This is a genomic window from Chryseobacterium sp. T20, from assembly GCF_047345655.1.
GTDB lineage: Bacteria > Bacteroidota > Bacteroidia > Flavobacteriales > Weeksellaceae > Chryseobacterium.
Genome location: NZ_JBLFDU010000008.1, coordinates 164,919 through 188,902, shown reverse-complemented (window position 1 = coordinate 188,902; position 23,984 = coordinate 164,919). Strand labels below are relative to the sequence as shown.

Genomic DNA, 23,984 nt, shown 5'->3' with positions numbered 1-23,984 from the left:
TTGGTTAAGCCTTGTGAAATTTTACGTAATTTCACAAGGCTTTTTTTAATGAAAAAATACTTTAGAAATGGTAAAAAGAATCGTAGCCAATATTAAAACCAATGATCTTTCCAGAGCCCATCAGTTTTATCAGGATATTTTAGAACTGGATGTTTTGATGGATCATGGCTGGATTAAAACGCTGGGTAACGAAGAAGAAGCTAAAATTCAGATCAGCTTTGCCGAACAGGGAGGAAACGATACAGAAGTTCCCGATCTTTCCATTGAAGTAGATAATGTGGATGAAGTGTATGACAAGATGAAAAGGGCCGGTTTTGAAATCACTTACGAGCTTACCAACGAAGACTGGGGTGTCCGAAGATTTTTCGTTAAAGATCCTTTTCAGAAACTGATCAATATACTGTCTCACCAATAAATACATTGTACAATGAAAGCGGATAGAATTATTCCTGTATTAAGAATCTTCGATTATCAGAAAACAAAAGAATTTTATGTAGACTGGCTGGGATTTGAGATCGTCTGGGAACATTATTTTGATGAAAATACCCCCGTTTATATGGAAGTGAAAAGAGAAAATATCATTTTCCATTTAAGTGAACATCATGGAGACGGAACACCGGGAACAAGAGTTGCTGTCTGGGGTGAAGGCGTCCCTGAATATCACAAAGAACTGATCGATAAAAAATACAAATACAACCGTCCCGGACTTGAAAAAACGTTTTACGGAGCCGTATCGTTTACTGTAATTGATCCTTTTGGAAATAAAATTACCTTCGAAGAAGAATATGACGAAGCCAAACATAAAGACTTGAAACTGTATTCTCACGATTGATAAAGCTATGTTGTCAAATATACATCAGGAATTTGGAGTCCCGGAAGAAGTAAAGGATACCATCAAATGCTTTTGGTATAACAGAAGAGATTATGGAGAAGAACTGTCCGAATTTACAGTACTTCCGGATGGTTATGCAGAAATTATTTTTCATTTTGGAAGCGGATGCAGTATTGCTCATCAGGGAATTTTACAGACTTTACCTTCTCCGTTTATCATGGGACTGCTCAATCAGCCTGCTATTTTTCATGCTCAAAATCAACTGGAAATTATCGGTATCAGATGTTTTCCCTGGGCTGTTTTCGACTTACTAGGGCTTTCGTCAGAAAAAACGGAAAACGGAGTTCATACATTTGAACATCCTCTGGCAGAGCTTCAAACTGTATTGAATGATCTGATTACCCAAGGAAAAATAGAAGAAGCTATTGCCCAGGTAGAACAATATTTTCTGAAATTACATCAAAATATCAAATCAGACAGCCTCCTTTCTAAAGCCGGAGCTGCTATGAGAAAAAATAAAGGAGCGATTCCTGTCAATCAAGTGGCCGATTCAGCCCATACAACAGTTCGGACGTTAGAAAGAAAGTTTAAACAATCTTCCGGTCACACCGTAAAAGATGTCTCCGGAATTATGCGTTTTGAGCAGATAAGAAACCATTTGTGGAATACTCCTGAATCTTCTATTGCTGAACTTGCGCAGGAATTTGGATATACAGACCAATCTCATTTAAGCAGAGATTTTAAACGCTACAGTGGCACAACTCCTGCTGTTTTTGCACGGGAAGCCAAAAAAAGAAAGCAGGCTTTAAGCAATGATTTTGTCGCATTTGTACAAGCATAATACAACTGCATTCCTGAATTTTGTACCCTAATAAATACAGTAAAATTATGGTACTGAATCATAAAAAAGTCGCCATCATTGGCGCTGGTCCAGTTGGTTTGACAATGGCTGTTCTGTTACAGCAAAAAGGCGTTGAAGTAAATGTTTATGAAAGAGATCTGAATGCACAGACAAGAGCCTGGGGCGGAACCTTGGATCTTCATAAAGAATCAGGACAAAAAGCAATGAAAAAAGCGGGTCTGTTGGATCAATATTACGCTACAGCTTTACCCATGGGAATCAAAATTGCCGATGAACAGGGAAATATTCTGTTTACAAAAGAAATTACTTCCGAAAATCAATATGACAATCCAGAAATTAACAGAAATCATTTGAGAGCAATGCTGCTTGGCAGTCTGGCCGATGATACCGTAATCTGGGATATGAATTTTACCGGAATGGAAGAAAATGATGGCCAATGGCTGCTCCATTTTAAAGACAAACCTGATGTAATAGCCAATCTTGTTATTGGTGCCAATGGTGGAATGTCCAAAGTAAGAAAATACGTCACGGAAGCAGAAGTGGAAGAAACGGGAACGTTTATCATTCAGGGAGATGTTCCACAGCCTGAAAAAACTTGTCCCGAATTTTTCAATTGGTGTGAAGGGAAAAGACCAATGGCAGCTTTTGAAGGCAATTTGTTGGTAGCCAATCCTTTTAATAATGGTGCTCTGACTTATGGAGTTATATTTAAAAAGCCTGAAGAATGGGAAGATGGCTGTACCTTAAACTTTAAAGATACAGAACAGGTTCGTCAATTTCTTTCTGAAAGATTCTCTTCCTGGAGCGAGCTTTATCAACAGCTATTTAACTCAACTTCCTTTTTTGTAGGGTTGCCAACAAGAAGAATTCCATTAGAAAAACCCTGGAGAAATAACCGTTTGTTGCCTGTAACATTGATTGGCGATGCTGCTCATGTGATGCCACCTTTTGCAGGACAGGGCGTGAATACCGGATTGTTGGATGCATTCATTTTATCAGAAAATCTGACAGAAGGAAGATACCTAACCCTCTTTGAAGCCATTAACGCTTATGAAAAAGAGATGTTTCTTTATGCCAAAGAAGCACAGTTTGAATCCAGCAAAAACGAACTGGAAATGCGGGATGTCAACTTCTCTTTTACAAGCCTTATCCAATAATTAATGATCCGGATCATTAAAAAATAAGGGGAATAAAACTTACCTTTACATTTTAAAAACAGAATGAAACGTTCAGGAACAGCAGATTTACCCCTTCACTATGGCAAAGTACCGCCATGGCTGTATGAACGTATGTCTGTTCTCGGATTGTCCATTGTTGAAGTCATTCTGATGGATTACGGTAAAGATGAAGTACTGCGCCGATTAGCAGATCCGTTCTGGTTTCAAAGTTTTGGGGCGGTGATGGGAATGGACTGGCATTCTTCAGGAATTACCACTTCCGTTATGGGTGCTTTGAAACGTTCTATTAATCCTAATTCTCAATCGCTGGGACTTTATATTTGTGGCGGAAAAGGGAAATTTTCCCGTGAAACTCCGTCAGAACTTATCAGAATTGCAGATAAAACCGGACTGAACGGAACAGATCTGGTAAGAGCCAGCAAACTTTCTGCAAAAGTAGATAATACGGCTGTTCAGGATGGGTACCAGCTTTATTTGCACAATTTTATTCTTTCAGACAACGGAAACTGGAGCGTTATTCAACAGGGAATGCATGAATCCGATGGAACAGCAAGACGTTACCACTGGCATTCTGAAAATATTACCTCATTTGTAGAAAAACCTCACACAGGAATCAACGGAGTTTCCAGAGGACGAATTCTTAATCTTACAGATACTGAAGCTTCAGAGAACAGAAAAGGAATTCTGGATATTTCCCATACCGATTCAGCAGAAGTGATGAAGGATTTTGCAAGACTGATTCTTCCTGCCCATCATGATGTTCAGGCTTCTGATGTTGACCTGAAACGGCTTGGAGCACTTTTGTATGTTACCAGAGAACAGCAGCCTCAGAATTTTGAAGACTTACTGATGCTGGAAGGAGTAGGACCAAGAACCATGCAGTCATTGGCTTTGGTAAGTGAAGTGATTCACGGAGCTCCGTCAAGATTTGCTGATCCGGCAAGGTTTTCCTTTGCTCATGGTGGTAAAGACGGACATCCTTTCCCTGTTCCGATCAATACGTATGACGAAAGTATCAGCATTCTCAGAAAAGGAATTGAAAAGTCCAAATTGGGGAATTCTGATAAACTGAATTCTTTAAACAAACTTCACCAGATTGTCACTGAAGCAGAAAAAGACTTTACACCGGATTTTGATATTCAGCAGGTCATTGAAGAAGAAAGACAAAATTCCTGGCGTTTTGGTGGAAAAACTGTATTTGGAGATGCCCAGAAACCCAATCCTCCCAAACCAATACAACTTTCTTTATTTTAAAGCAAAAGTCTTATAATTCTATTACCGTCAAATAAATGTTTTACCATTCCCATCCTCCGGAGGGGTGGCGAAAATTCAAAGAATTTTTGACGGGGTGGTTTAAATGACTGTTTAATATTATAGATTTTAAAATAGTATTGATTAGAGTGTAATACATGGCTTTTTATAAAGGTATTGTATTCTTTGTTTAATGTTTCTTGTTTTTAATTCAATTAAAAATTTTACTTTTAAAGACTTAAAAAAAATGACACCAATGACCAATAAAGCTTTAGAAATTTGTTATGATTTCCCCTTCTTTTTCCCTGAAGAGCTTGCTGAAATATTTCAGGCTCATGAAAAAACATCTTTCCAGAAAGGTGATTTCATTCTTGAAGAAGGAAAAACGGCCAATGAATATTATATTCTTGAAAGCGGATTGGCGCGTTCCTATGTGAATGATTTCAATGGAAATGAAGTAACCACTCATTTCTTTGTAGAAAATGAAGTCATTATTGAGGTCTTGTCAATGTTTCAACGAGTTCCGTCTCAGGAGAATATCGTTTGTATTACAGACTGCGAATGCTGGAGATTAGATTATGACACCTTCCAGGAGCTGTTCCATAAAATCCCAAACCTCAGGGAATGGGGTAGATCTTGGATGTCTCAGGAGCTTTTTGCCTACAAACAAAGATCTGTAGAGATGTTTACCCTTTCTGCCACCAGAAGATATCTGAATCTGCTGGAGCAAAAATCTAAAGTCATACAATTTGCCCCCTTAAAACAAATTGCTTCCTATCTGGGAGTTACAGACACTTCGCTAAGTCGTATCCGTAAGGAAATCGTCTCCCATCCTAAGAAAATTTAAATCTTGCCCTATGACAAGTAGATTTTCATTGCACCTCGGTAATTTTGGATTACAGTTTAACACTAAAATTACGAAAAATGAAAATCAACCAAATTTATGTGAACCTTCCGGTAAAAGATGTACAGAAAACAAAAGAATTCTGGACTAAGGTAGGTTTTTCTATCAATGAACAATTCTCTGATGATAAAGCAACCTGTGTTGTTTTGAATGATACCATCTATGTGATGTTTCTGCAGGAAGATTATTTTATGACCTTCACCAATAAACCTGTTGCCAAAGAAAATACCAGTCAGGTTCTTGTAGCGGTAGGATTAAACAGCCGTGAAGAAGTGGATAAAATAGTGAATACTGCTGTAGAGAATGGTGCGTGGCAGCATGAAGAACCTCAGGATTATGGATGGATGTACCAGAATTCTTTCTGGGATCTGGATGGGCACGGCTGGAATATCACTTTTGCCGATATGTCTCAAATGCCAACAGAATAATTTAAATCCAAATAAAAAATAAATCTTGTCCTATGGCAAGCACATTCTTACCATATCCTGGTAATTTTGGATAACAATCACCACTAAAATTTACAAAATGAATATTACCGATATTTACGTCAATTTACCCGTAAAAGACGTTCAAAAAACCAGAGAATTCTGGACGAAGCTTGGCTTTTCTATTAATGAACAGTTTTCAGATGAGAAGGCAATATGTGTAGTTATGAAAGAAAATCACATCTATACCATGTTTCTTAAAGAAGAGTTTTTCCAAACCTTTACCAATAGACCTTTTGCGAAGGGAGATACTACTCAGGTACTTCTTGCCATCGGGGCAAACAGCCGGGAAGAAGTAGATGGTATGGTAAAAACAGCCATTGAAAACGGAGGTTCAAAATACAGTGAACCCGTAGATTACGGATGGATGTATCAAAGCAGTTTTGCAGATATCAATGGCCATCAGTGGGAAGTAATGCATGGAGATGTTTCTCAGGTCCCTGCTGAATAGTCTGCTTATATCAAAAAAATATACATCCAATGGAAACACAATCAAACGAGATAGAAATCATCAAAAATCAGGTAGCCAGTAACTACTATGTGATTACGATGAATATTGACGGCATTACCCATGAAGAATCAATGATTTTTCCTAATGGTGAAGCCAATTGTATGAACTGGATTCTTGGGCATTTGATCCAAATCAGAAATCCTTTACTGAATATTTTAGGAGAAGAATCTGTCTGGGACAGCGAAAAATTTTCTTGTTACAACAGAGGGGAAATACCTTTGGATCGAAAAGATGAATTGGTTAATTTTGAAGATTTAAAATCCTATCTGAAACAATCTCAGGATAAGCTGGAAGCAAAACTCAGCACTCTTGAAAGCTTTCAAGCTGAAATGGTTAAAGATATATCCACTCTCAGCCTTCATGAAATCTATCACAGCGGACAGCTGGGCTATCTCCGAAGAATTTTAGGAAAACCGGGTGCTATAAAATAGCATGCTATTTTTAGATCTCTAACCTTGTCAGAAATGAGAAAAACAGATTAAGCAAAATAATACCTGCAATCATCTGCAAAATCTCCAAGATCTGCGAGAGCATCTTAAATTTAGATTCCCTGCTTTGCTCGGAATGACAAATGAACAATTTAAGTTTTCCATACTCTTTTTAGAAGAGTACAATTTTATCGAAGATAAAATCCTCGCGCCTTAAAAACGTATGTATGTAAAACCCTTAGCGCCTTAGCGTTTCTCCAAAATTCTAACCTCTAATTTCTAACTTCTAATCTCTAATTAAAAATGAACACACCAAAATCAAAAAAAATGGAACTCGTCATTCCGGCTTACAGAATGCATTCCCAAAGCTTTATGAATGTATTGGATGGCATTTCGGAAGAAGACGCCTTGAAAAGAATTGAAAATAAAACCAATCACATCGTGTGGATGGCAGGAAACTTTGTCAACATGCGCTATGGCTTAGGCTGGGTGCTTGGACTTCGTGACGAAGATCCGTACAGCGATTTATTTTTCCAGGGAAAAGCACTGGATGAAAGCTTTAAATATCCAACGCTGGCCGAATTGAAAGAAAATTTTCATGCAATTTCAGCTAAAGTATATGAAAAGCTTTATGAAGTAACCGATGAAGAGCTGGATGAAATATTTGAAATAGGAATGAATATACCTTTCATTAAAGAAACAAAACTCAATTTTGTCGGAATGTGTATCGGTCGTGAAGACTATTTATGCGGACAGATAGGCTTAATGCGAAGAATTTTAGACTATCCGGGCATGAAGTATGACGTGGACGAAAATCTTAAGTACTAACAATGGATCCAGTAGAAAAAGGCTATAAAAAAGTCAACGGAATCCAATTGTATTATGAAATCTATGGATCAGGAAAGCCTGTGGTATTGATCCATGGCGGTGGTTCTTCCATGCTTTATGATTTTAAAGAAGTCATTGCAAGACTGGCTGACCAATTTCAGTTGATAGGAATAGATTTACAAAATCATGGCAGAAGTGAACACCGCGATATTCCTGAAACATTTGAACAGGATGCAGATGATGTAGCCGGATTTTTAGCAGAACTTGACATTGAAAAAGCTTCATTCTGGGGATTCAGTAACGGAGGAAGTACCGTAATGCAGATTGGTCATCGTCATCCGGGAATAGTTGAAAAATTGGTCGTGGCTTCAGCTTTTTATAAACGAAGTGGAATGATAGATGGCTTTTTTGAAGGCATGCAGGAAGCTACTCTCGAATCAATGCCGGAACCTTTTAAAATTAATTTTTTAAATCTCAATCCGGATTTTTCAAAACTGGAAAACCTTTTTGAGAAAGACTGCACAAGGATGAAGACTTTTGAAGATTGGGATGATGAGGTGCTGGCGTCTATCAAATCTCCCACCTTATTCATCAGTGGTGATCAGGATGTGATGAAACCTGAACATGTTTCAGCGATGTGGCGTTTGGTAAAAGGCTCACGATTAATGATCCTTCCTGCCACTCATGGCACTTATATGATGCCGGACTTTGACGGAAGTATGGATACCAATCTAATAGACTTTACGGTCAGAGAAGTGGCGAAATTTTTAAACCATTAAGCATTTTTTTATTCATAGTAAATTAATTAATCCTTAATGGACCAACAGTAGAAACTATATCTTATAATAATAACTTTAAAATTAAAAATCATGGCTAAATTAAATCCATACCTAAATTTTGATGGAACAGCAGAAGAAGCGTTCAATTTTTACAAAACGGTTTTCGGTGGTGAATTCGTTGGAGGAATTCATAAAATGGGAAATGCTCCCGGAACAGAAAACCTTTCGGAAGAAGAAAAAAACAGAGTAATGCACATTGCTTTGCCTATCGGAGGTGATCTTTTAATGGCATCAGATATTGTACCCGGATTTGGGCAGACTCTTACGGTAGGAAACAACAATTATGTTTCTATTTTTCCTGATTCCAAAAGTGAAGCAGACAGGATTTTTAAAGAACTTTCTGATGGCGGAAATGTAGAAATGCCAATCGAAGATCAGTTTTGGGGAGACTATTTTGGGTGTTTCCAGGATAAGTACGGTGTTCATTGGATGGTGAACTATAATGAAGAATATGCAAAATAATCTTATATTTAACTAATGATAATAAAGAGATGCTCATTTTTGGGCAACTCTTTATTTAACTTTTAAAAATTTAGAACTATGGATCCAATTAAAATCGATATTACAATTTTAGCACCGGTGGAAAAGGTTTGGAATTATTTCAATGAACCCAAACACATCACGAAATGGAATTTCGCCCATGAAACCTGGCAGTGTCCTAGTTCTGAAAATAATCTTACGGTAGGAGGCAAATTCAAAAACAGAATGGAAGCGAAAGACAAAAGTTTCGGATTCGATTTTGAAGGCGTATATGATGAAATTGTTCCTCATGAGGTCATCAAATATCACATGGAGGACGGACGAAAAGTAGAAGTTGTTTTCGATAAAATAGATGAGAATACAACGAAAGTGATTGAAATTTTCGATCCGGAAAAACAAAATTCTGTGGAAATGCAGCGAGATGGCTGGTATGCTATTCTCAACAACTTCCACAAATATGTTGAGAATCATTAACAATATTTTTTTGTAGCCATGATCAATCTAGTTATCATGTCAAAGAGTTTAAACTCTATTTATGCTTTTAATTATGACTCTGCAGAGCAATTCCTTCACGGAGTTATTGCAATACCTGCAAGAAGAGCCTTAGAAAAAGAAAAAATAAATTCTTTGGAAAAACTTTCAGATTATTCCGAAAAAGAAATCATGCAGCTGCATGGTTTCGGTAAAAATACCATGATGAAACTGAAGAATTACATGAAAGAAAATCAGGTCTGCTTTAAAGAAGCATAATAAATATACGACTGAAAAATTTGCAGTGTCATTGCAGTAAAACGTAATTGTATCGTTTCAATGCAAAGGCATAAGATCTGTTTTGCTGTAGTATAGAGAATTTAAAAGTATAAATACATTTTCCCTGTTAAAATTTAAAATTATGAATAACGATATTTTCCCATGTCTCTGGTATGATGGAGACGCCAAGCAGTCTGCTGAATTCTACTGTAAAGTTTTTGGAGGCGAAATCACAGCAGATACTCCTGTTGTAATGAACATTGATTTGTTTGGACAAAGGATCATGCTTCTGAATGGAGGCCCTCAATTCAAAAAAAATGCTTCTATCTCTTTTATGGTAATCTGTGAGACAGAAGATGAAGTTCAAAAATACTGGGATCAGTTACTGGATGGCGGAATAGCTTTGATGGAACTGGGATCTTACTCATGGAGCCCGAAATATGGATGGGTTCAGGATAAATATGGAGTAACATGGCAATTGTTTTTAGGAGAAAAGGCTAGTGATCAGAAAATAATTCCGACTTTAATGTTTATCCATCAGAATAATGGAAAAGCAAAAGAGGCAATGGAGCTTTATACCGGAACTTTTCCTAATTCAAGTATCGGGAATATATTAACCTATGGAGCAGGCAGTGAAGGCCATGACCTCCCGGAACCGGCAGAAAATGTTCAGCATGCTCATTTTACAATCGATAATTACAGCTTATTCTGTATGGATAATTCCTACGACCATCAGTTTGATTTTAATGAAGGAATTTCATTGGTGGTAATGACAGATGACCAGGAGCAAACCGACAAATACTGGAATACTTTTACAGCAGACGGAGGAAGAGAAAGCATGTGCGGCTGGCTGAAAGATAAATATGGACTAAGCTGGCAGATTGTTCCTAAAAGACTTATCCAGTTAATGAATGATGCTGATCGTGAAAAAGCTTATAAAGTAGTTCAGGCAATGATGAAAATGCAGAAAATTATCATCCAGGATCTGGAAGATGCTTATAATTCTTAAACTTTTCGGCGTATTGTTTGATGTAATTTAGAGAAAAGATTTGCTTATGAAAACACAGAACAAATCAAAATCTAAGTCAAAAGTCCCTAAAGAAGGGATTTTTCCGGAGATTATCCGGAATGATTATCGGGGAAGCCGGAAGCTGCAGGGCAAGAAAGCGGTTATTTCCGGAGGAGACAGCGGGATAGGACAGGCGGTAGCGGTTCATTTTGCGAGAGAAGGAGCAGATGTCGCCATTATCTATAAAGAAAGTGACCATGATGCCAGAGAAACCCAAAAACTGGTTGAAAAAGAAGGACAGAAATGTCTTCTGGTTAAAGGAGATCTTACCCGGAAAGTATTCAGAACCAGATGTGCAGACAAGATTAAAACAGAATGGAAGAATCTTGATATTCTTGTTAATAATGCAGGAATTCATACCTCAAAAAGCAGTCTGGAAAAAATTTCTGATGAACAGATTCAGGAAACATTTGATACCAATATCATGTCGATGATTTCATTTACCAGAAATTTTCTTCCGATGATTGCAAAAGGAGGGAGAATCATCTGTACAACTTCTGTTACAGCTTACAGAGGAAGTGATCGCTTAATAGATTATGCGGCAACAAAAGGTGCTGTTTTATCTTTTATCCGGTCTTTGGCAGATAACCTTGCAGAAAAGAAAATTCTGGTGAACGGGATTGCTCCCGGCCCAATATGGACGCCGCTTGTAAAAGAAGCCTTTGATGATCTTTCTACGTTTGGAAAAGATACTCCGCTGAAACGAGCGGGACAGCCTTCTGAAGTAGCACCTGCCTATGTTTTTCTTGCTTCAAAAGATGCAAGTTATATCACTGGAGAAATAATTCACATTAACGGAGGTGATTTTGTCGGAGGATAGAAAGAGAAATTAGAAGTTAGAAGTTAGAAGCGGTCACAAAATAACGCTCTTACTCTCTCACCCTCAAACTCTCAAACTCACTCATCCTCCCACACAATCACCTGCAACCCATTATCGACCACCTAATACCTTAAAAAAAATATATGGAAAAATTATCATACGAAATAGAAATCAATGCAGAAGCTGAAAAAGTATGGAGCGTACTTTGGGGAGACATTACCTACAGACAATGGACAACAGCTTTTACTGATGGCTCTTTTTATGAGGGAACGCTAGAAGAGAATAATATTGTCAAATTTCTTGATCCCAAAAACAATGGGATGTACAGCAGAGTAGAAAAAGTGATTCCTAATGAAGAAATAAAATTTCTGCATCTGGGTGAAATTTATGACGGTATTGAAGTACCTCAGGATTGGGGAGAAGCTACAGAAGCTTACTTTCTTGAAGAGAACGAAGAAGGAACTTTACTGAAAACGGAAATTCAGACTCCGGCAGAATTTAAAGAATTTTTTGAAGAGAAATTTCCAAAGGCAATGTCAATTGTGAAACATCTCTCAGAAAATCAGTTATAAACAATTCGGTTTGAACTAAAAAGAAAAAATCATTTGAGCTTTGAGATTGCTTCACTTTGCTCATAATGACCACTTAAAAAAAATGAAACAAATGGAAACCTTATCATACGAAACAGTAATTGATGCTCCTCTGCAAAAAGTATGGGACATCCTCTGGAATCCTGAAACGTACAGTGAATGGACTAAGTATTTCGGGGCGGGATCTGTTATGAAATCAGACTGGAAGGTAGGCGGGAAAACCTATTTCCTTAATGCCCACGGAGAAGGAATGGTTTCAACCATAGACAGCCTGGATGAGCCTAACCAGATTGTATTCAAACATCTGGGAATGGTGGATAAAGAGGGAAATGAAGACACCCAGAGTAAAGAAGTCATGGAATGGAACGGAAGTTTTGAGAAATACTTTTTGATAGACTTTGACGGAAAAACAAAACTTCACGCTGAAGTTCAGGTAGAAAAACAATGGCAGGATCATATGAACACAGGCTTTACAAAAGGATTAATGGTTGTGAAAAGCCTTGCAGAAGGAGTGAGCCTTGGCTCAGTTTGAGGATGTTTAAAATTTAATGTTTAAAGTTTAAAGTTCAAGGTTTAATGTTGCTATTTTACCCTAAGTACTAATATCTGCCACCTAATATCTACCACCTGTCTACCACCTAAAAATGAAATTACTAGTAATACTTTTCGCAACTTTTATTCTGGCTTTGCTGGGGACTTTTTTGTTTCTGGGGAAGCCGGATTTTATATTTTCAGGAAATTTGGGAATGGCTGTTTTCATCCTATTTACAGGTTTCTCCCATTTTAAATTTCAAAAGGGAATGGCGATGATGATTCCTGATTTTATCCCTGCCAGAATGTTTTGGGTATACTTTACCGGAGTTCTGGAAATTGCAGCAGGAATCGGATTGATGATTCCGTCAATTCGTGAGATGACAGCAATTTTACTGATCATTTTCTATGTATTGGTTTTTATAGCCAATATCAATTCTTCCAGGAAAAAGATTAATATTTTTAAAGCCGATTATACCGGTCCGGGAATGAAATATCTTTACACTCAAAGAATTCCCATGCAGATTATTCTGATCGTCTGGACCTGGTATTTCGGAATTTATTTACACTAGATAAAAAGACAGTCACTAAGGCTGTCTTTTTTATATAATTGAGATTTTTTTTAATTAAATGATATAAAATTGTAACATTTTGTAACCTGAATGTGTCTTATTGTATAAAATGCATTTGTTTTCTATTGTTTTAAAAATGAGTGCTTTCTATAACTTTAACCTTTAAAACAGAAGTTATGAACCTAAATCACAACATTTTCGGTACAGCCCTTATTGTACTATCTACCATTATGACCAACGCACAGAGCTCTACTGCCAAACTGCCGGGAGACCCTACTTTGCCATCTTCCAAGGCTAATCTTGAGAAACTGATTTCTTACGACAAAGGAAACTTTAAATACAAAGTAGAGGACTATTTTGCGAGACCTAAAGCTTCAGCATTTAAAATCTCTCCTGACGGGAAATATCTTTCCTATAAAGAAAAAGATCAGGAGAAAAAAAATCATGTCTATGTAAAAGACCTGAGTACAGGGAAAATTACGAAAGCCATTGTAGAAAAAGATGATCTGGTAAGAGGATATGGATGGCTGAACAAAAAACGTCTTTTCTATACTCAGGATAGAGGCGGAAATGAAAATATTCATTTGTATGCGACGGATATTGATGGGGGAAATCAGAAAGATTTGACACCATTTGACGGGGTGAAAGTACAGTCTATTATTCCTATAAAAGATACTGATTTTGTAGTGGTAACGATGAATAAGAATAATAAACAAATCTTTGAACCGTTTAAAATCAATTTCGTTACAGGGGAAATGACCCAGTTGTATGAAAATAAAGATGTCAACAGCCCTATTGACGACTATCTTTTTGATAAAGATGGAAATCTGAGAGGTTATAGTGTTCTTGAAAACGGGTTAACCACAAAAACCTATTATAAAGATCTGCAGACCGGAAAATTCAATCTGATTAAATCTGCAGACTGGTCTGATACTTTCAGTATTATAGAATTTAATGAAAATTCTAAAAATAAAGACGAAGCGTATGTGGTAACGAATCTGGATAGCGATAAAGCGAGAATCGTGCTGTATGATCTGAAGAAAAATGCTGTGATTAAAGAAATCTATTCTAATCCGGTATATGATGTAAGCTCAATAAGCACTGCCGGTAAAAACAGAAACTATGAACTTGACTATATCAGCTATGAAGGAACTAAAGGAGAAACCGTTCCGGTAAGTAAATTTTATAAAGAAATCCATGATCGATTAAAATCTCAGTTCGGAGATAAGGAATTTGGAATTGCTTCTTCTGATGATAATAATGATAAGCTTCTGGTTGTTGTAGGAAGCGATAAGCTGTATGGGACTTATTATGAATACGATACCAAAACTAAACAGACCAAACTTCTTTACAACCTGATGCCTCAGCTGAAGGAAGAAGATATGGCTGAAATGAGACCTATCGAATTCAAAAGCAGAGACGGACTGACCATTCATGGATATATTACCCTGCCTAAAGCTGCTTTGGAAGGTAAAAAAGTTCCTTTGATTGTCAACCCTCACGGTGGCCCTCAGGGAATCAGAGACAGCTGGGGATTCAATCCGGAAACACAGTTGTTTGCAAGCCGTGGATATGCTACGCTTCAGGTGAACTTCAGAATTTCAGGTGGGTATGGAAAATCATTTCAGAAAGCGGGTTACAAGCAGATCGGAAGAAAAGCAATGGATGATGTGGAAGATGGTGTAAAATACGCCATTGAGCAGGGTTGGGTAGACAAAGATAAAGTTGCCATCTATGGAGGAAGTCATGGTGGATATGCAACATTGATGGGGTTGATCAAAACTCCTGATTTATATGCATGTGGAGTAGACTATGTAGGCGTATCCAATATCTTTACTTTCTTTGATTCTTTCCCGGAATACTGGAAGCCATATAAAGAAATGGTAAAACAGATCTGGTATGATCTTGATAACCCTGAAGAAGCCAAAATTGCTAAAGAAGTTTCCCCGGTATTCCAGATTGATAAGATTAAGAAACCATTATTTGTGGTACAGGGAGCTAATGACCCAAGAGTAAATATCAATGAATCTGATCAGATTGTAAAAGCGATGCGTGCCAAAGGTTTTGAAGTTCCTTATCTGGTAAAATATGATGAAGGACACGGATTTGGAAAAGAACCGAACAGAATTGAGCTTTATAAATCGATGCTGGGATTCTTTGCAGAAAATTTTAATAAATAAACTATTAATTAAATAGCATTTGAACGGAGGACTTAGGTCTTCCGTTTCTTTTTTTGTTATTATGACTAAGTGGGTGTTTAGATTCCTACGGAATGACAAGCTGTATGGATAAACTATCATTACAATTATGTCATTCCGTAGGAATCTCAAATGAAGTTAGAAATTGAGAATGGATAAAAAGGTCTTCATCATTGATATTCCTAGCCCCGATAGCAGCGGTTACCCCGGAACATGAGTGGGAGAGTTGGAGGGCAACGGTGTGGGATAGTTGGCGTGAGGAGTATGAGCGGATAGCGGGAAAAAGCTTCTGAAAAAATAATTTATACCTAAGTTGCTGAAAATTTATGAAATAAAAACACGATGAATAAAAGAAAAATTGAATTCTAAGAAAAATATTTTAAATTTATTAAAGTAAAACCAAAAGTTCAACCGTCATAACCATATGGAGGTTGTCGAAAAAATAACAATGCCACAGAAGGAGAAAGAAAACATCATCTCACAGACCGTTTCCAACTACGGAGGGAAGCTGATGTCTTATATTCGTCCGAAAGTGAAAAACACGGAGGATGCGGAAGATATTCTGCAGGAAGTGTGGTATCAGTTCAGTAGCCTTACGAATCTCTCGGAGATCGTAAACGTTGGGGGCTGGCTGTACAGGGTGACGGCAAATAAAATCACAGACCGTTACCGAAAAAAGAAAACAGAAAATCTTGAAGATTTCGTATATGAAGATGAAGACGGCAGTTTTTCTATCAAGGATATCCTTTTGATGGATGAAAGTGCCGGTCCTGAAGTGAAGATGTTTCAGGATGAGATCTGGAAAAAACTATTTGAAGCGCTTGATGAACTTCCCGAAAAACAAAGGCTGGTCTACGTAGAAAACGAACTGAACGACAAAACCCTCCAGGAGATCGCCGATGAACAGGGAGAAAACATCAAAACCATCATCAGTAGAAAAAACTATGCTGTGAAGCACTTGAGAAACAGATTGAGAAAGTTATACGAAGATTTAAAAAGTTAGAAAAAGAAATTATGAATCATAAACACAAAAAGGGTTGGTTTTTTTTATTGCTATGCCCGCCATTAATTTTAGTTGCCGTTACATGGATTGTCATGATGCTTTGGAACTGCCTTCTTCCGGAGATTTTAGGAGCTAAAACCATTACTTTCTGGCAGGCCATGGGAATACTGATCCTAAGCAAAATTCTTTTCGGTGGTTTCCATTTCGGGAAAGGAATGAGAGATTTCAAGGAAAGAAAAATGAGAGAGAAAATGGAAGGTTTATCCCCGGAGGAAAGAGAGAAATTCAAGGAGGTTTGGAGAAATAAATGCTCGGGAGGATTCTTCAACAGAAATAACGAATAATTTGAAATTTTTAAAGAAGTAGTAAAGTAAAATAAGAATTCATTCGTCTCTATAAAAAACAAGAAGTAGTAAAATTTAAAATTTTGAAAAAATGAAAAATTCAGCATTAAAAGGAGCTCTTGGAGCATTAGCCGTTGTAGGTGTAGCCTTAATTGCTAAAAAAGCAATACAAAGAAAAAGATTTATCAAAGGTATTTTTGATGAGTACGGAATTAAAGAAAAGTCACCTTTCGGACTGGCAGATAAGATCAGAGAAATGAATGAGGAGGACTATCAGGAACTGAAAGGGAAATTCAAAAAAGAATTCCATTCAAGATGCTGCAAGAAGGATAATATGTGTGAAGCATAATCCATATAGGACTAAATTGAAATTGTTTAATTCCGGCGCGGGAAGCTTTGCTTCCCGCGCCGGAATTTTTATATAAAATAGTCCCAGCAAAGGCTTTTTAATACTATATTTGTTTCTTTCTAATTAAAAGCTATTTCAGGATATGATGAGGTTTAGAAATGTTTTTATTGTCATACTTTCATTTTTTTCGATCATATTGTTTGGGCAAAAGTCACAACAAAAACAATATATTTTCTTTTTACACAATAAATTTCTGGAAGATCATTCTTTTGAGGAAAAACATCCCAAATATGGTGTTGCAGAATATGAAACAATACTCAACAAACTCAGAGGTCAAAATACAATTGTTATTTCTGAGAAAAGAAAAGCAGATACAGATCCATCGGTGTATGCTGAGAAGGTAAAGAAGCAGATTGATAGTCTCCTGAAAAAAGGAATTCCAGCTGGAAAAATAACAGTGGTAGGAACTTCTCAGGGAGGTTATATTGCACAATATGTATCTTATTATGAAAAGAACCCGCAATTGAAGTTTGTATTTATTGGAGCCAGTTTCAAAAATGATTCTTTGGAAAAGGATAAAAACTTCAGGTTGTATGGAAGAGTACTTTCCATTACGGAGAAATCGGATGACGGACATGTGCCGTTATCGAAGGAACAAAGGTTTATCAGATCTGATATTAAAGATTTTAAGGAAATTGAACTTAATACGGGTTTACATCACGGTTTTCTGTTTAAAGCTCTCAACGATTGGATTGCTCCCACTAAGGATTGGATTTCCTATAAATAGATACTTGTAGGTCTATTACCGCTTAGTTCTTATGATTGAAGTTACTACGAAATGATCTGCGTAATCTGTAAAATCTGCGGGCAGAAATTAAAGTTGAGACTTCTCCCTATGCTCGGAATGATAAAGGACTGTTGAACTCATTCAATTCGCAGCATTTGTTGAGAAGTACAATTTTATCGGAGATAAAATCCTTGCGCCTTAAAAATATACAGCTTGTTGTAAAAAGACTTAGCGTCTTTGCGTTTTCCAATCATCAGAGTATAAGCATATTGAGATTGCTTCACCTTCGGTTCGCAATGACTTTTTGATCCTTACTTTCAACAAAAAATTACTGTAAACATCCAACACAAAGAAAAATAAATCCTTATTTTTGTATTGCTCAATGAAAGATTACTACTATTTTCTCGGTATATCGCAGGATGCTTCGGAAGAAGACGTCAAAAAAGCCTATCGGAAACTGTCTTTAAAATATCATCCTGATAAAAATGACAATGACGACTTTTTTGCTGATCGTTTCCGTGAGATTCAGGAGGCCTATGAGACCTTAAGTGATCGTGCGCTTAGACGTACTTATGATCAGAATCTGGAAAATCATCAGAGAAGTTTCAGATATAATATTCCGCCAGCTATCAAAACTTTTACAGCGAATAAAATTCATGCGAAAAAAGGAGAGGAGATTATCATCAACTGGCAGACGAGCAATGCTGATGTAGTAAAGGTATTGCCTTTCGGATTGGAAAAGCCGTATGGAGAGAGGATCTTCAAGATCACAGAATTTAAAGACGGGAAATTCCAGATTTTGCTTCATGCAACAAATTCTCTTTTGCACAAAACGGTTGTTCAGGGAATTACCATTACAGAAGTTTTTGAGAACGATTCTGAAAAGTTCAAAAACTCAGTAGAAGAAATGTTTAAGCCGCAGCCCAGAACAAGAATTAACAAATCTGGTCAGCCTAAGATTATGATGCTGATCTGGGGAATTATTATTTTAGCGATTGCTATCTATATACTGATAAAGAATTTCAGCTAGTTTATGCCATTTTCTTTCTTCCCGGGCATTTTTTACATCTTTTCCCTTTTTTGAATTTTTTACAACAAGATTTCTTTTCACAGAACATCTCTTCGTTATTGAATGAGTAAGGCGCCAATGGCGGAACTTTAAATGGGACAATCATATTCATGCTGCAAATATATTAATTTAGAATAAATATAATTAATAAAATTTCATAAAATTCTTAAAACCTGATGTATAACGGGAAAAGTCCTTTACATAAAGAAATAAAAGGGCTGGATTGGCGCTCTCTTCACTTCTTACATTCACCATAAATGACGCTAAAGTTTGTTTTTTGAATAAAATTAAAATTTACAGACTTTTTACAAGATAAGTTTAATCAATAGAACAGATGTTGTTGAATAATTTATTTCACTTTGATAAAATCGAGAGTGTTTAATTGTATGATAATTGATGTTTTTATTATGTATTATGTGTAGAATAATGAATATTATTGTTGAAACTAATGCGAACCTTGTGTGATGTTTGTGAAAAACAAATTGTGAGAAAAGTCACAAATATTTTTGTGAATTATCGCTTTGGATACCCTCTTGTACAATCGTCCAAAAAATTGTAATTTTACCCATCTTTTTACAAACAAAATCTAATAAATAAAAATGAATACAGAACAGTTTGTGAGCCGTCACATTTCCCTTAATGAAGCCGATAAACAGGCGATGTTGGAAAAACTTGGCGTTTCTAGTATTGAAGAGTTAATTTCTCAAACCATCCCTTCATCTATCCGTTTAGAGAAAGATCTTGAGATCTCGGAACCACTTTCTGAATACGAAATGTTGAACCACTCAAAGGAATTGGCATCTAAAAATACTGATTATACAAGTTATATCGGATTTGGATACCACAATACACTTTTACCTTCAGCAATCCAGAGAAATATTTTTGAAAACCCTAGCTGGTATACGGCATATACTCCATATCAGGCTGAAATTGCACAGGGAAGACTTGAAGCTCTTCTTAATTTCCAGACTGTAGTATGTGATCTTACTGGTTTTGCATTAGCTAATGCCTCTTTGTTGGATGAATCTACAGCTGCTGCTGAAGCAATGCACATGTTCTTCAACAACAGATCTAAAGACCAGAAAAAAGCAGGAGCTAATAAGTTCTTCATTTCGGATCTTGTACTTCCTCAAACAGTTTCTGTATTAAAAACAAAAGCTGAAGGATTAGAAATCGAAATCGTAGTAGGAGATCATAAAACTCACCAGTTTGATGCTTCTTATTACGGTATTTTATTACAATATCCTGGTAAAAACGGAATCGTTTTAGATTATACAGATGATATCGTAGACTATAAAAAACTTGATCTTCAGGTAGCGGTTGCATGTGACCCGATGGCTTTGGTTAAGCTAAAGTCTCCTGCAGAAATGGGTGCTGACTGTGCGGTAGGAACTACGCAGAGATTCGGTATTCCATTAGGGTACGGAGGCCCTCACGCAGCTTTCTTTGCTTGTAGAGAAGATTATAAAAGAGATATTCCTGGAAGAATCATTGGAGTTTCTCAGGATATGTACGGAAGACGTGCTTTAAGAATGGCATTACAGACAAGAGAGCAGCACATCAAAAGAGAGAAAGCTACTTCAAACATCTGTACAGCTCAGGTTCTTTTGGCAGTAATGGCTGGTATGTATGCTGTTTACCACGGTCCGAAAGGGTTAGGCTATATTGCTGATCAGATCCACTTTAAAGCAAATGCTTTGAAAAACGGTCTTAAGGCATTAGGATATCAGGTAGTAGAAGAGCCAATCTTCGATACTGTGAAAATCACAATGGCTGAAGATGAGAAAGCAAGATTGGTAAGACTGATGCTTGATCACAGATTAAACTTAAACTATTTCACAGAAGGAGTAGTAAGCATTGCGATCAACGAAAGTACAACATTAGAGAAATTAAACTACCTAATGGCTTCTTTCGCTCAGTTTAAAGACAAGCAGACTTTCAAATTAGAAATCAAAGAAGGATACAGCATTCCGGAAGAGAATTTAAGAAAAGACGAAATTCTTACAGAATCAGTATTCAACAAATACCATACGGAAACAGAATTGATGCGTTACATCAAGCGTCTTGAGAGAAAAGACTTATCATTGACTCATTCAATGATTTCTTTAGGATCTTGTACCATGAAACTGAACGCAGCGACTCAAATGTTACCGCTTTCATGGGAAAACTGGGGAGCAGTTCATCCATTTGTGCCTGTAAACCAGGCTGAAGGATATCAGGAAATGATCCGTGAACTGGAGAAAGACTTAGCAGAAATTACAGGTTTTGCAGGAACTTCTCTTCAGCCAAACTCCGGAGCACAGGGAGAATATGCAGGATTAATGGTAATCAGAGAATACCATATTTCAAGAGGAGACCACCACAGAAATGTAGTATTGATTCCTCAGTCTGCACACGGAACAAACCCGGCTTCTGCTGCAATGGCAGGAATGAAAATCGTAGTGGTGAAAAACCTTGAAAACGGGGAAATCGACTTCGAAGATCTTAAAGCTAAAACAGAACTTCATTCAGCTAACTTATCTGCTGTAATGATCACTTACCCTTCTACTTACGGATTCTTTGATGCTAACATTAAAGAAATTACCAACCTTATCCACGAGCACGGAGGACAAGTATATATGGATGGTGCGAATATGAACGCTCAGGTAGGATTTACAAGTCCTGGAAACATCGGAGCTGACGTTTGCCACCTTAACCTTCACAAAACTTTCGCAATTCCTCACGGAGGTGGAGGTCCTGGAGTTGGTCCGATCTGTGTTGCTAAACACTTAGTACCTTTCCTTCCTTCTAACGCGAATATCAGAATTGGTTCTAAAGAAGCTATCGAGGGTATTTCTGCTGCACCTTACGGTTCAGGATTGATCCTTAATATTTCTTATTCTTACATCAAAATGTTAGGAACAGAAGGTCTTAAAAAGGCTACAGGACATGCTATCATGAATGCTAACTACCTGAAAGAAATTCTGGCAGAGCATTTCCCGATTTTATATTCAAACGAAAACGGAAGAGTAGCCCACGAATGTATCGTAGATTTCCGTCAGTTCAAGTCTTTAGGAATTGAAGTGGCTGATGTGGCGAAGAGATTAATGGATTATGGTTTCCATGCTCCTACCGTTTCCTTCCCGGTTGCAGGTACACTAATGATTGAGCCTACAGAATCTGAAAGCAAGTCTGAAATTGATCGTTTTGCAGAAGCATTGATCTCTATCAAAAAAGAAATCGATGAAATTGCAAACGGTGAAGCAGATGCTACCAACAACGTATTGAAAAACGCTCCTCACACAGAACAATTGGTAATCTCTGATTCTTGGGATAAACCATACAGCAGAGAAAAGGCAGCTTATCCATTAGAGTGGGTAAGAGACCACAAATTCTTCGCTTCTGTATCAAGAGTAGATGAAGCATACGGAGACAGAAACTTGGTATGTACTTGTGAGCCAATTGAAGCTTATATGTAATCTCAGTTTTTTTAACGATAAAAAATCCCTTTCAGTAATGAGAGGGATTTTTGTTTTTTTGTATGTCATTGCGAATAAAGCGAAGCAATCTCAACTTTACTCATTAGTTCCATTTTGCAGCAAAAGCAACAATTGCAAAATAAATAGTAAGCATGATAATATTTGTGAAAAGATTGACTAAAAAGAATGGTGCTAATAATTTCCATCCCTTCTGTTTTGTTTTCAATGAAAGCCAGTAAAAAGGAAATTCAATAACCAGAGTTGCTCCAAAACTGTACAGGAAACCAATAAAAAATCCTCCCAGTTCATATTGGCCTACCCCTGATTTCATACCCCAAAAGTCTGGATATCCGTTTACCAAAGAAAAATGTGGTGCAATGAAATAGTATCCTACAAACATAGAAACATAGTTGGCTGCAATGATCAGCCACTTTCTGTTTTGGAGGTTGAATTTTTCTGCAAGAAGTTTACTTTCAAAGGTTCCGATGATGAAATTGATCCAAATCAAATGTAAAAAGCTAAACCAAATCATTGGAGAACCTGCATTGGCTAAAAGAAAATTGGGAATCAATAAAAGGAAGAGTAAGAAATAATTTTGATTATTAGTTTTGGACATATACAAATGAATTTAAATCGTAGAGAATTGATACTCCGATTTTATATACTTGTAAAAATAATGAATTTTATTGAAATGAATCTGAAATCTTAGTAACGAAGGGGGCTTCTCTGCTAAAATGAATCCCTTTCATCAGCAATGAAAGGGACTTTTGTTTTTTGTAGTCGTTGCAGGTAATACGAAGCAATCTTAAATTATCTCCAGTAATTATTGGCTGCAGCAATAGTCGCAAATTCAGTAGCAACGGTTTGCCCTATTGCAATCAGCATGGATGCATCATCTGCATATACAGGACGCAGTTTTTCACGTACCGCTGCATCAGGTTGTGTTACTTTAATAATTAATCTGGCCATTTTTACGGCTAATTGTCGTCCTTCTTCAGGCGTTTTGGTCAATAAAGAATTGTTTGGGACCAGTTGAATCTGTTCACTCATTGTATTGTTTTTAATGTTCTGCTTAAATATTGTTTTTATTGTACTCAACAAATATAGAAGTCACTATTTCTGAAATGAGTATCAAAAGTCACCGATCAGTAATTTTATTTTTCTATGATCCTGTATTAATTTTTTATCCAGTTCAATCTTTTTCATCAGCCTGGATATTACTTCTCTTGTCGTTCCCAGATCATCAGCAATGCTTTGATGTGATATAGCAATTTCATGAGTACCGGAAATCTTTGCTTTTGTTTGCAAATACTCCCAAAGCCTGTCTTCAAGTTTGTAGCAGATAATCTGTTTCGTCGTATGAAGCAGGTCATTATAATGTTTTTGGAATTCCGCGATAATCAAATTATTAAAGGATGGATAGCGGATAAGCCATTCTTTCGCTTTATCAATAGGAATCAGCAGAATGGTTGATTGACCTTCCGGAATTGCTGAAAAATCAATAGGATGTTGATTGAACAGATGTACAAAACTAAAAATACAGGACGATCCTGGCGGAATAAAATACAACAGAAATTGTACACCATCTTCTTCACTATAGGCTTTTACATTCCCCTCTAAAACAATAGGAAGATAACGGATCAGCTGTCCCTGTTTTACAATAAAATCCTGGGTGGAAAATGTCTTGATGATTCCGAATTTTTCAATTTCTGTGATCAGTTCTTTTCCAAAATCAGGAAGGCATTTTTCAAGAATGTTTGTAGGAGCCATAAGTCGGGAAGCATTTTATAGCGTTGAATATAACAAATCCCTCTCAATATCGAGAAGGATTTATGTTTTTATTGTC

General features: G+C 36.9%; 29 protein-coding genes. 26 read left to right on the top strand and 3 right to left on the bottom strand.

The genetic code is table 11. From position 1 onward, the window contains the following. Positions 1-67 precede the first annotated feature (67 nt). From ACMA47_RS17895 to gcvP, 26 genes are all read left to right on the top strand, one after another. Positions 68-415 (top strand): VOC family protein, encoded by a 348-nt coding sequence (locus ACMA47_RS17895; protein ID WP_413930886.1) that lies wholly within the window; start codon positions 68-70, stop codon positions 413-415. A gap of 12 nt (positions 416-427) precedes the next feature. Next, positions 428-832 carry a glyoxalase superfamily protein gene (locus ACMA47_RS17890; RefSeq protein ID WP_121488204.1) on the top strand — a complete coding sequence of 135 codons (405 nt, stop codon included), beginning with the start codon at positions 428-430 and terminating at the stop codon, positions 830-832. 7 nt (positions 833-839) lie between these two features. After that, positions 840-1,673, top strand: a complete 834-nt coding sequence (locus ACMA47_RS17885) for a helix-turn-helix domain-containing protein (protein ID WP_413930885.1) — start codon at positions 840-842, stop codon at positions 1,671-1,673. Positions 1,674-1,720: 47 nt separating this feature from the next. Then, a complete protein-coding gene (locus ACMA47_RS17880) occupies positions 1,721-2,851 on the top strand; it encodes an FAD-dependent oxidoreductase (RefSeq protein ID WP_413930884.1) in 1,131 nt (376 codons plus the stop codon). A 63-nt stretch (positions 2,852-2,914) separates the two neighbouring features. Beyond that, positions 2,915-4,126: a DUF763 domain-containing protein gene (locus tag ACMA47_RS17875; RefSeq protein WP_413930883.1), complete on the top strand. Its 1,212-nt coding sequence runs from the start codon at positions 2,915-2,917 to the stop codon at positions 4,124-4,126. A gap of 253 nt (positions 4,127-4,379) precedes the next feature. Then, complete coding sequence (locus tag ACMA47_RS17870; protein WP_051934448.1) at positions 4,380-4,970, top strand: Crp/Fnr family transcriptional regulator; 591 nt, start codon at positions 4,380-4,382, stop codon at positions 4,968-4,970. Between the two features lie 77 nt (positions 4,971-5,047). After that, on the top strand, positions 5,048-5,455 hold the full coding sequence (locus ACMA47_RS17865; protein WP_413930882.1) for a VOC family protein: 408 nt from the start codon (positions 5,048-5,050) through the stop codon (positions 5,453-5,455). Between the two features lie 97 nt (positions 5,456-5,552). Then, positions 5,553-5,963, top strand: coding sequence for a VOC family protein (locus tag ACMA47_RS17860; protein WP_413930881.1), 411 nt, complete (start codon positions 5,553-5,555; stop codon positions 5,961-5,963). Between the two features lie 29 nt (positions 5,964-5,992). Next, entirely contained in the window at positions 5,993-6,454 is a 462-nt protein-coding gene (locus ACMA47_RS17855) for a hypothetical protein (protein WP_413930880.1), read from the top strand. Between the two features lie 324 nt (positions 6,455-6,778). Continuing rightward, entirely contained in the window at positions 6,779-7,279 is a 501-nt protein-coding gene (locus ACMA47_RS17850) for a DinB family protein (protein ID WP_413930879.1), read from the top strand. Between the two features lie 2 nt (positions 7,280-7,281). Then, complete coding sequence (locus tag ACMA47_RS17845; protein ID WP_413930878.1) at positions 7,282-8,058, top strand: alpha/beta fold hydrolase; 777 nt, start codon at positions 7,282-7,284, stop codon at positions 8,056-8,058. A gap of 90 nt (positions 8,059-8,148) precedes the next feature. Beyond that, on the top strand, positions 8,149-8,580 hold the full coding sequence (locus tag ACMA47_RS17840; RefSeq protein WP_413930877.1) for a VOC family protein: 432 nt from the start codon (positions 8,149-8,151) through the stop codon (positions 8,578-8,580). A 78-nt stretch (positions 8,581-8,658) separates the two neighbouring features. Next, entirely contained in the window at positions 8,659-9,072 is a 414-nt protein-coding gene (locus ACMA47_RS17835; protein WP_413930876.1) for an SRPBCC family protein, read from the top strand. 36 nt (positions 9,073-9,108) lie between these two features. Next, on the top strand, positions 9,109-9,348 hold the full coding sequence (locus tag ACMA47_RS17830; protein ID WP_413930875.1) for a hypothetical protein: 240 nt from the start codon (positions 9,109-9,111) through the stop codon (positions 9,346-9,348). A 142-nt stretch (positions 9,349-9,490) separates the two neighbouring features. Beyond that, a complete protein-coding gene (locus tag ACMA47_RS17825) occupies positions 9,491-10,357 on the top strand; it encodes a VOC family protein (RefSeq protein ID WP_413930874.1) in 867 nt (288 codons plus the stop codon). A gap of 46 nt (positions 10,358-10,403) precedes the next feature. Further along, entirely contained in the window at positions 10,404-11,237 is an 834-nt protein-coding gene (locus tag ACMA47_RS17820; protein ID WP_413930873.1) for an SDR family oxidoreductase, read from the top strand. 143 nt (positions 11,238-11,380) lie between these two features. After that, positions 11,381-11,809: an SRPBCC domain-containing protein gene (locus ACMA47_RS17815; protein WP_413930872.1), complete on the top strand. Its 429-nt coding sequence runs from the start codon at positions 11,381-11,383 to the stop codon at positions 11,807-11,809. 91 nt (positions 11,810-11,900) lie between these two features. Beyond that, on the top strand, positions 11,901-12,359 hold the full coding sequence (locus ACMA47_RS17810) for an SRPBCC family protein (protein WP_209784018.1): 459 nt from the start codon (positions 11,901-11,903) through the stop codon (positions 12,357-12,359). Between the two features lie 112 nt (positions 12,360-12,471). Then, positions 12,472-12,930, top strand: coding sequence for a DoxX family protein (locus tag ACMA47_RS17805; protein WP_413930871.1), 459 nt, complete (start codon positions 12,472-12,474; stop codon positions 12,928-12,930). 176 nt (positions 12,931-13,106) lie between these two features. Beyond that, positions 13,107-15,110: a S9 family peptidase gene (locus ACMA47_RS17800; RefSeq protein ID WP_413930870.1), complete on the top strand. Its 2,004-nt coding sequence runs from the start codon at positions 13,107-13,109 to the stop codon at positions 15,108-15,110. A gap of 442 nt (positions 15,111-15,552) precedes the next feature. Beyond that, positions 15,553-16,131, top strand: a complete 579-nt coding sequence (locus tag ACMA47_RS17795; RefSeq protein ID WP_079242142.1) for an RNA polymerase sigma factor — start codon at positions 15,553-15,555, stop codon at positions 16,129-16,131. Positions 16,132-16,142: 11 nt separating this feature from the next. Continuing rightward, positions 16,143-16,475, top strand: coding sequence for a hypothetical protein (locus ACMA47_RS17790; protein ID WP_079242141.1), 333 nt, complete (start codon positions 16,143-16,145; stop codon positions 16,473-16,475). Between the two features lie 91 nt (positions 16,476-16,566). After that, complete coding sequence (locus tag ACMA47_RS17785) at positions 16,567-16,824, top strand: hypothetical protein (RefSeq protein WP_034697056.1); 258 nt, start codon at positions 16,567-16,569, stop codon at positions 16,822-16,824. 142 nt (positions 16,825-16,966) lie between these two features. Continuing rightward, positions 16,967-17,611, top strand: coding sequence for an alpha/beta hydrolase (locus ACMA47_RS17780; protein ID WP_413930869.1), 645 nt, complete (start codon positions 16,967-16,969; stop codon positions 17,609-17,611). Between the two features lie 382 nt (positions 17,612-17,993). Further along, the gene (locus ACMA47_RS17775; protein ID WP_413930868.1) at positions 17,994-18,641 is read left to right on the top strand and encodes a J domain-containing protein; all 648 of its coding nucleotides are present in this window, start codon (positions 17,994-17,996) and stop codon (positions 18,639-18,641) included. A 638-nt stretch (positions 18,642-19,279) separates the two neighbouring features. Further along, the gene (gcvP, locus tag ACMA47_RS17770; RefSeq protein WP_413930867.1) at positions 19,280-22,138 is read left to right on the top strand and encodes an aminomethyl-transferring glycine dehydrogenase; all 2,859 of its coding nucleotides are present in this window, start codon (positions 19,280-19,282) and stop codon (positions 22,136-22,138) included. A 103-nt stretch (positions 22,139-22,241) separates the two neighbouring features. Here gcvP and ACMA47_RS17765 read toward each other — a convergent pair whose 3' ends face one another. The 3 genes from ACMA47_RS17765 to ACMA47_RS17755 form a co-directional block, all read right to left on the bottom strand. Further along, entirely contained in the window at positions 22,242-22,754 is a 513-nt protein-coding gene (locus tag ACMA47_RS17765) for a hypothetical protein (protein WP_413930866.1), read from the bottom strand. 194 nt (positions 22,755-22,948) lie between these two features. Further along, complete coding sequence (locus tag ACMA47_RS17760) at positions 22,949-23,188, bottom strand: hexameric tyrosine-coordinated heme protein (RefSeq protein WP_413930865.1); 240 nt, start codon at positions 23,186-23,188, stop codon at positions 22,949-22,951. 81 nt (positions 23,189-23,269) lie between these two features. After that, entirely contained in the window at positions 23,270-23,908 is a 639-nt protein-coding gene (locus ACMA47_RS17755; RefSeq protein WP_413930864.1) for a Crp/Fnr family transcriptional regulator, read from the bottom strand. Positions 23,909-23,984 lie beyond the last annotated feature (76 nt).